Here is a 7,643-nt window from a genome sequence, read left to right as displayed (position 1 = left end):
TCCGCCAGGATCTCCTTCGGCGACCGATGCTCCACCGCCTCGTGCACGATCTCCTTGTACCGATTGAGCGACAGGTCGTACCCCTGCGCCACGATATCCGCCTTCGGCACGCAGAAACTCTGCGCCGTCCGCGGGCGCTCCCGCTCCGCGCCATCGCGCTCGCCCCAGCGCGCGAGGACGTCGGGAAGATTGTTCTTCGCGTGGTCCTCGACCGTCAGCGCGGTTGACGGAACGGGCCCCAGCTTCTCCTCCGGCAGCAGCGGCGTTCGCTTGTCATCCAGGCTCCAGCCGTCCGCGTCGACGTCGTAGAACCACACGAAGTCCGTGCCGCCCGAGTTCGTCTTGGTGAAGAGCAGGATCGCGGTCGAGACCCCGGCGTACGGCTTGAACACGCCGCCCGGCAGCGAAACGACGCCGTCCAGTTTCTGCTCCTCGACCAGAATCCGCCGCAGCTCCTTGTGCGCCTTGCTCGATCCGAACAGCACGCCGTCGGGGACGATGACGGCGGCGCGGCCGCCGGGTTTGAGCAGCCGCAGGAACAGCGCGAGGAAGAGCAGCTCGGTCTTCTTCGTCTTGACGATCTGCAGCAGATCCTTCGCCGTGTTCTCGTAATCCAGGCTGCCGGCGAACGGCGGATTGGCGAGAACCAGCGTATAGGCCTCTTCGTCCGCCGCGTGATCCTGCGCCAGCGAGTCGCGGTAGCGGATGTCGGGGTTCTCCACGCCGTGGAGCAGCATGTTCATGCTGCCGATGCGCAGCATCGTGTTGTCGAAGTCGTACCCGTGGAACATCCCGTGATGGAAGTGCTCGCGCAGCTTCCTGTCGTGGAGGATGTTCGTGTGATGCTCCCGCAGGTACTCGCCGGCGGCGACGAGGAATCCGGCCGTGCCGCACGCCGGGTCGCAGATGATGTCGGTCGGCTGCGGTGCGGACAGCTCCACCATCAAACGAATGACGTGCCTCGGCGTCCGGAACTGGCCGTTTTGCCCGGCCGTCGCGATCTTGCCGAGCATGTACTCGTAGAGATCTCCCTTGGTGTCGCGGTCCTCCATCGGGACGTTGTCGATGAGGTCCACCACCTTGGCGAGCAGCGCCGCGGTGGGAATGGTGAACCGCGCGTCCTTCATGTGATGCGCGTAGGTGGAGTCGTCGCCGCCGAGCGTGCGCAGGAACGGGAACACATGTTCGCTGACCACCGTGTACATTTCCGACGGGGACATGTGCTTGAAGCGGGACCAGCGCAGGTCCTGGTACGGCCGCTTTTTCGGGTCCTTGCCCGCCGGGAAGATCGCGCGCGCGAGCGGCTCCTTCAGCCGCGCCGCCTTGTTCTCCTCGAGCGTCTGCAGATCGTCCAGCCGTCTGAGAAACAGCAGATACGTGATCTGTTCGATGACTTCGAGCGGATTCGAGATCCCGCCCGACCAGAACGCATTCCAGATCTGATCGATCTGGCTTTTGATCGCACCGGTGATCATGGGTGCCGGGATCTTACTCAGCGAAGGCGATCCGTCACAAGCTGATTGCCCGGACGTCACCCGTGCATGCTATCCTCCGCTCCACCGGAGGCTCCCATGACAGTCATCACCACCGGCGTCGGCGCGGCGGCTGCAGGGCGCGCCGTCGGGCGGTACGATCGCGTGTTCTACGGCGGCGTCGCCCTCGCCGCGGCGGCGATGACCCTGATCGGGTTCGGTCCGACCTACTACCTCCGCTTCTTCGACGGCGGCCCGCAGGCCACCATCAGCGGCGGGCCGTTCTCCACCGTCGTCCACCTGCACGGCGCGTTGTTCACCGCCTGGATGCTGCTGTTCATCGTCCAGACCGCGCTGATCTCGAGCCGGCGCGTGGCGGTGCATCGCAGGCTCGGAGTGCTCGGCGCGCTTCTGGCGGCCGGAATGGTCGTCGTGGGCGTGATCGCAGGCGTCGACCTGGGGCGCCGCGGCGCCGCGCCGGAGGGCGTCGATCCGCTCAGCTTCATGGCCATCCCGCTCGGCGACATGGTCATGTTCGGCGGCTTCGTCGCCGCGGCGCTGGCGAGACGGCGCGACAGGGAATCGCACAAGCGGCTGATGCTGCTGGCATACGCGAGCATCCTGGCGGCGCCGGCCGCGCGGCTGCCAGGCGTGCTGCCGCTCGGTCCTCTCGCCTTCTACGCCATCGGATTCCTGGTCCTCGTCGCCGGCGTGATTTACGACTACGCGTCGCGGCGCACGATCCACCGGGTCTATCTTCTCGGCGGCGGACTCCTGCTCTTGTCAGTGCCGCTGCGTCTGGCGCTCTCCGGCACCGAGGCGTGGCGCTCGACGGCACGCATGCTCATCGCAGCGCTCGGCTGACGGCACGTCGCCGTGCGCTGCCAATCGCCGCGCGACCGGACCATTCACAGCGGCGAGGGACCAAGCACTTCCAGCCCGTACCGCGATCCGTACTCGACCAGCCGCTCCAGCATCTTCCCCTCGGTCGGCGGCCGCCCGTCCACGGGCAGCCCGAAATCGAAGAAGCCCTCGATGTTCCCCGGCGTGAAGAGGACGAGCACGCGCGCCTGGCGCGACGATCGGTTCTTGAAGCAGTGCGCCGCGCCGCGCGGCACGAAGGCGGACTGGCCAGGCCGTCCCACCGTCACCTTGCCGTCGATGTAGAACGAGATCTCCCCTTCGAGCACGAGGAAGTACTCGTCTTCGTTCGCGTGCGTGTGAAGCGGCGGGCCTCCGCCCGGCGGTTCCGTCGCCTCGAATGCGAAGATTCGCCCGCGGCTCTCCTCCGCGGTGGTCACGATGCGGTACACACCTCCGCCGGGGCCGAACCGGACCCGCTCTTCCGCCACTGCCATCGTCGCCATCGGATTCTCCTGCGTGAAAATGCCGGCGCCCTCATCGCGCCGGCTACTGATGACCTGAGACGGGCGCGGCGGGCCTCAGGAATCCTAAGAGGTTGCTATCGGCTGCCTAAATGTTTCGTAACCAGACAGGCGGCCCGTTTGAAGAGCTGCGGCGGCAGCTGGCGGACGAGTTCGAGCGCCGGCTCGGCTCATGGTCTCATCCCGGCTCCTCGAACACGCTGGAACAGCTGGATGCGACGACGGACGAGAACGGGTGGCGCCTGCGTCTTCCGCTGCCCGGCGTCGATCCGAAGAAACGTCGAAGTCAGCGTCTCCGGACGGACGGATCGCGTGACGATCACTGCCGCGGTCGGACCGTCGTTCGCCACGCTCGGCACGACGCTCGCCGCGACCGCGGGTCTCGACGTGAAGCTCAACGATCGCGCCTCGATCGTGGGCGAGTTCGGTGTGCTGGCGCACGCCCCGTTCCGTGAGGCCGCGGAAGTGGCGCCGGCGCTCGGGAGCGCCGACGGCTCGCGCGTCAACGCGTATCACTGGAACGGGAACCTGCGGCTGCGTCCGTTCGAGATGGGCCGCGTCGAGCCGTACGTCACGGGCGGTATCGGTTCGTTCACCGCGGATACCGTCGTGAGCGACCGGTTCGTGGGGACGTCGCGATTTGCCGAACATCGCAGGGCGACCGACCTGGCCACCAACCTGGGCGCGGGCGTGACGTATCCCTTCAACGACTGGGCAGGCGTGGGCGCCGACTACTGCACGTTCTTCGTGCACCGCGACGGAACGACCCCGCGCGTGAACCGCATCACCGCGGGCCTGACGTTCTCGGTCAAGTAGCGCCGTCACGGGCGCGGACCGGCGGACCTCCCGTGCCGCCGGTTCGCGATCCCCGCACCTCGCCCCTCGATCCTCGCCCCTCGAACCCCGCCCGACGACTGGCGTATGCTAACCACAGCGCTCCAATGAGCCTCCGCACTCGCCTCATCGTCGCGTTCTTCCTCCTGTCCGTCGTCCCGCTCGCGGCCGTAACCCTCTACACCTACACGAGCAACGTCCGCGCGCTGCACGCGGCGACGCAGCACGAGACCCAGTTGCTCACCAGCGAGCTCACGCAGCGAATGCAGGTGGTCACCGCGCAGATCAGCGAGCGCGTCCAGGATCTGATGGACATGCCGATGACCGGGGCCACCGGGACGTCCGGCAGCCGTCCCCCCGCAACTCAGACCGTCGCGCGCAGCCAGACCCGGACGACGCCGGCCGCGGCCAGGCCGCCGGCGGCCCCCGCTGCGCCCGCCGCGCCGATCGCCGTCACGGCGACCGCCGTGGATCCGCGCGCCATCGAAGCGCAGGTCGCCGGCGCGCTCGGCGAAGTGGCGATGCTGCTGAACAACGTCGAGGTGCGCGGACTCGGGCGCGCTGGAGGACTGCTCCGCACCGCGCCGCCCGGCGCCCCCGCTGCGGCGGAGGAAGCGCTGCGCGCGCGGCCGACGACACAGGCGTTTCCCGGCCGTGCGCCGCAGGCCGGCGAGCGAGGGGCCAGCCCCGACGCTCGCGAGAGCGAACCAGCGGCGCGCGCGGACGCGGCGCCGGATCCGTCCGGCCGCGGCAGGGAGCGGGGGCGCCGGTTCCGGTCGGAGAGCCGCGGCGCACCAGACGCGAATCCGAACCCGAATCCGACCCCGGCTGCCGATCCGGACCCGAACCTCGATCCGTCGCACATCAAGATCGACCTCGCGCCGATTCGCCGCGAGCTGTTTCGCGAATTGACGTCCGGCGAGGCGTTCGAGCAGATGACGCCCGAGCAGCGGCAGCGCATCGGACGCGAGGTCAACCAGCGGCTCCTCGGCATCGTCCAGGGAATGAAGCTGAGCGCGGCCGAAGTCGCGAAGAAGGCGGAGCTTGCGAAGCAGCAGGCGGCGGAGGCGAGCGCCGCGGGAGAGGCGAAGCCTTCCCCCGGTGCCAGGCCGACGCCGCCGGCGCTTCCCGCGACGGTTTCCCCGGTTCCGTCGGTCGCCGCACCGGGCGGGGTTCCTCCGACGCCGCCGGCGGCGCCCCGCGCGCGCGTGACGGAGCGCCCGGAACCGCCCGCACGGGCGGAGCAGCCGGCGGTCCCGGAGTCGGCCGCGCCGCGCGCGACACGCGCGAGGCCGGAGGCGCCGATGACGAAGAAGGCGGCGCTCACCGGCACGCAGCTCAACGTGCGCGTCGAGCGCGACGGGCAGATCCTGCAGCAGGTGAACGCGGAAATCAATCTGCCCAACCTCCTCGCCACCGTGTTCGCGAACACCCGGCGCGACAGCGGCGAGATTCCGTTCGCCGTCGGCCGCGACGGGCAGCTCTACGCGCCGACCGACGCGGATCGGGCCCGGCTCGGCACGCTCGACGTCGCCGGCGTGGACGACACACCGGGCACCAAGCGCGTCGGCGACTGGGTGGTCGTCACCATGCCGGATCGATCCGGCGCCGGACTCCGCTTCGGCATCGCGCGTCCGGTCGGCAATCTGCTCAGCGATCTGCGCCGCACCACCGCGCGCAACGCCGGCTTCGGACTGCTGTTCATCGCCGTCGCGCTCGTCGGCATGGTGCCGCTGTCGGGGCGCCTGACGAAGAATCTCACCACGTTGACCGACGGCGTCGGCCGCATCGCGCACGGCGATTACAGCGCGCGCGTGCCGGTGAAATCGGGGGACGAGATCGGACGCCTCGCCGCCGCGTTCAACCAGATGGCGGCGGACGTCGAGCAGCATCAGCGCTCGGCGGTCGAACAGGAACGCATCCGCCGCGAGCTGGAGCTCGGCCGCCGCATTCAATCGGAGATGCTGCCGCACGCCCCGCTGCAGCTCGGCCTCACCGAAGTGAAAGGCGTGTCGGTACCGGCGCGGGAGGTGGGGGGCGACTTCTTCAATTACTTCGTGCTCGACTCCGGCCTGATCGCGCTGCTCGTCGGCGACGTCTCGGGCAAGGGCGTCGGCGCGGCGCTGCTGATGGCCAACATCCAGGCTTCGCTGCGCACCCGCTTCGCGCTCGGGCAGGAGCTCTCGGCAATCGCCGACGCGATCGACGACGACATCGAAGCGAATTCACCCGGTCCGGTGTACTCGACGCTGTTCATGGCGATTCTCGATCCGGCGACCCGGCGCATGCGCTACGTCAACGCCGGCCACCATCCGCAGTTCGTGCTGCGCACGGACGGGCGGCTCGAGAAGATGTCATCCACCGGCCTGCCGGTCGGCCTGCTCGCCGGGCACGGATACAAGGAAATCGAAGTGCAGCTCGGCGCCGGCGATCTGCTGTTCTTCTACACGGACGGCTGCGTCGAGATGGAGAACGATCGCGGCGAGATGTTCGGCTCCGAGCGGCTCGAGGCGCTCGTCGCCGCATCGTCGGTGTCCAGCGCCGACGAGGTGCTGGCGACCGTCGAACTCGCGATCGCGAAGTTCCGCGGCGGCCGCGATCTGTTCGACGACGCGACGATGATGGCTGTGCGGGTGGGCTGAGATCAAGATCCGTCTCCGCAGCTCGACCAACCGTTCGTCCCAGGGTTGCGCCATCGTCCTGCAGGTGTGCTGAAATAGGCGGCTGCGAACAAAAATGGAGGCACCATGACGACCGTAGCAGCTCCCACCCTTCTGGGCCGCCATGTCTGGTCGGAACTGATGACGTCCGATCCCAAGGCGGCGGAAAAGTTCTACAACGCCGTCGTCGGCTGGACGTCGGCGCCGTTCGGCGACTCCCCGACGCCCTACACCATCTTCAAGCGAGCGGGCGACGTCGGCGTCGGCGGCGTGATGAAGACGCCCGACGGCATGAACATGCCGCCGTTCTGGTCGATGTATATCGGCGTGCCCGACCTCCAGGATGCGGTCGCGAAGATCAAGCGGCTCGGCGGAAGCGAGCTGTCGCCGTTGATGACCGTCCCCACCGTCGGACGGATGCAGATGATGAAGGATCCGCAGGGCGCGCCGTTCTACGTGATGGAGCCGGAGCCCCGGGAGGGACGGCCGGAGGGGGATCCCGAGATCGGCGAGGCCTCGTGGCTCGAGCTGATGACCACGGACTGGCAGGCGGCCTCGAAGTTCTACCAGGAGCTGTTCAACTGGCAGCCGAGCGAAGCGATGGACATGGGCCCCGGGATGGGCACCTACCAGATGTTCAATCGCGGCAGCCGCATGCTCGGCGGCATGATGAACAAGCCGAAAGAGATGGCGCACGTGCCGCCCCACTGGGGGATCTACTTCCGCGTGCCCGACATCAATGCCGCCGTCGACCGGGTGAAGGCGAACGGCGGCCAGGTGATCAACGGGCCGATGGAAGTTCCGGGCGGCGACTGGATCCTGAACGGCATCGACCCGCAGGGCGCCGCGTTCTCGCTGCACGCGAAGAAGGCTTAGCGGCCGGCGATGCGCTGCGCGAAGAAGATCACGTAACCGTCGGGATCTTCGATCCCGAACTCGCGCATGCCGTAGAACTGGTCCTTCAGTCCCATCATCACCCTGGCGCGGGATGAGACGGAGGCGAACAGGGCGTCGACCCCCTCCGCCACGTCCTCGGCGTCGATGGTGATGAAGACGGTCGCGGTGCCGCCGATCGGGCGCGCCGCGAGATCGGCGTGCTCCTCGACGGATTCATGGCTGTTGAGGAACACGCTGACGCCGTCGCGCTGCATCCATGCGAAGGCGAACGGCCCGGCGTCGGGCACGGTGGCGGTGACGGCGAAGCCGAGCACGTCGCGATAGAAGGCCATGCTGCGCTCGACGCTGGACACGACCAGGTTGGGAGTGACATCCGAGAATTTCATCGCCATCGC

At 68.4% G+C, this 7,643-nt stretch carries 7 protein-coding genes; 4 read left to right on the top strand and 3 right to left on the bottom strand.

Translation table 11 applies throughout. The annotated features are described in order from the left end of the window. Nucleotides 1-1,475, bottom strand: a 1,475-nt coding sequence (locus VFK57_10910; protein ID HET7696209.1) for a class I SAM-dependent DNA methyltransferase, incomplete at its 3' end; no start/stop codon positions are given. Nucleotides 1,476-1,571: 96 nt separating this feature from the next. On the opposite strand from VFK57_10910, the gene VFK57_10905 reads away from it, so the two are divergent. Next, nucleotides 1,572-2,336: a hypothetical protein gene (locus tag VFK57_10905; GenBank protein ID HET7696208.1), complete on the top strand. Its 765-nt coding sequence runs from the start codon at nucleotides 1,572-1,574 to the stop codon at nucleotides 2,334-2,336. A gap of 44 nt (nucleotides 2,337-2,380) precedes the next feature. On the opposite strand, the gene VFK57_10900 is transcribed toward VFK57_10905, so the two are convergent. Then, complete coding sequence (locus VFK57_10900; protein HET7696207.1) at nucleotides 2,381-2,839, bottom strand: cupin domain-containing protein; 459 nt, start codon at nucleotides 2,837-2,839, stop codon at nucleotides 2,381-2,383. 330 nt (nucleotides 2,840-3,169) lie between these two features. Between VFK57_10900 and VFK57_10895 the strand changes: the two genes are divergently transcribed. From VFK57_10895 to VFK57_10885, 3 genes are all read left to right on the top strand, one after another. Beyond that, nucleotides 3,170-3,673: an outer membrane beta-barrel protein gene (locus VFK57_10895; protein HET7696206.1), complete on the top strand. Its 504-nt coding sequence runs from the start codon at nucleotides 3,170-3,172 to the stop codon at nucleotides 3,671-3,673. Nucleotides 3,674-3,798: 125 nt separating this feature from the next. Further along, nucleotides 3,799-6,333 carry a SpoIIE family protein phosphatase gene (locus VFK57_10890; GenBank protein ID HET7696205.1) on the top strand — a complete coding sequence of 845 codons (2,535 nt, stop codon included), beginning with the start codon at nucleotides 3,799-3,801 and terminating at the stop codon, nucleotides 6,331-6,333. 105 nt (nucleotides 6,334-6,438) lie between these two features. Next, a complete protein-coding gene (locus tag VFK57_10885) occupies nucleotides 6,439-7,227 on the top strand; it encodes a VOC family protein (GenBank protein ID HET7696204.1) in 789 nt (262 codons plus the stop codon). Here the strand turns inward: VFK57_10885 and VFK57_10880 are convergent. After that, nucleotides 7,224-7,640 carry a VOC family protein gene (locus VFK57_10880; protein HET7696203.1) on the bottom strand — a complete coding sequence of 139 codons (417 nt, stop codon included), beginning with the start codon at nucleotides 7,638-7,640 and terminating at the stop codon, nucleotides 7,224-7,226. The two genes, VFK57_10885 and VFK57_10880, sit on opposite strands and share 4 nt — an antisense overlap. Nucleotides 7,641-7,643 lie beyond the last annotated feature (3 nt).

It is taken from the genome of Vicinamibacterales bacterium, from assembly GCA_035699745.1.
Lineage (GTDB): Bacteria > Acidobacteriota > Vicinamibacteria > Vicinamibacterales > 2-12-FULL-66-21 > JAICSD01.
This window is presented reverse-complemented; position numbering and strand designations above follow the sequence as displayed.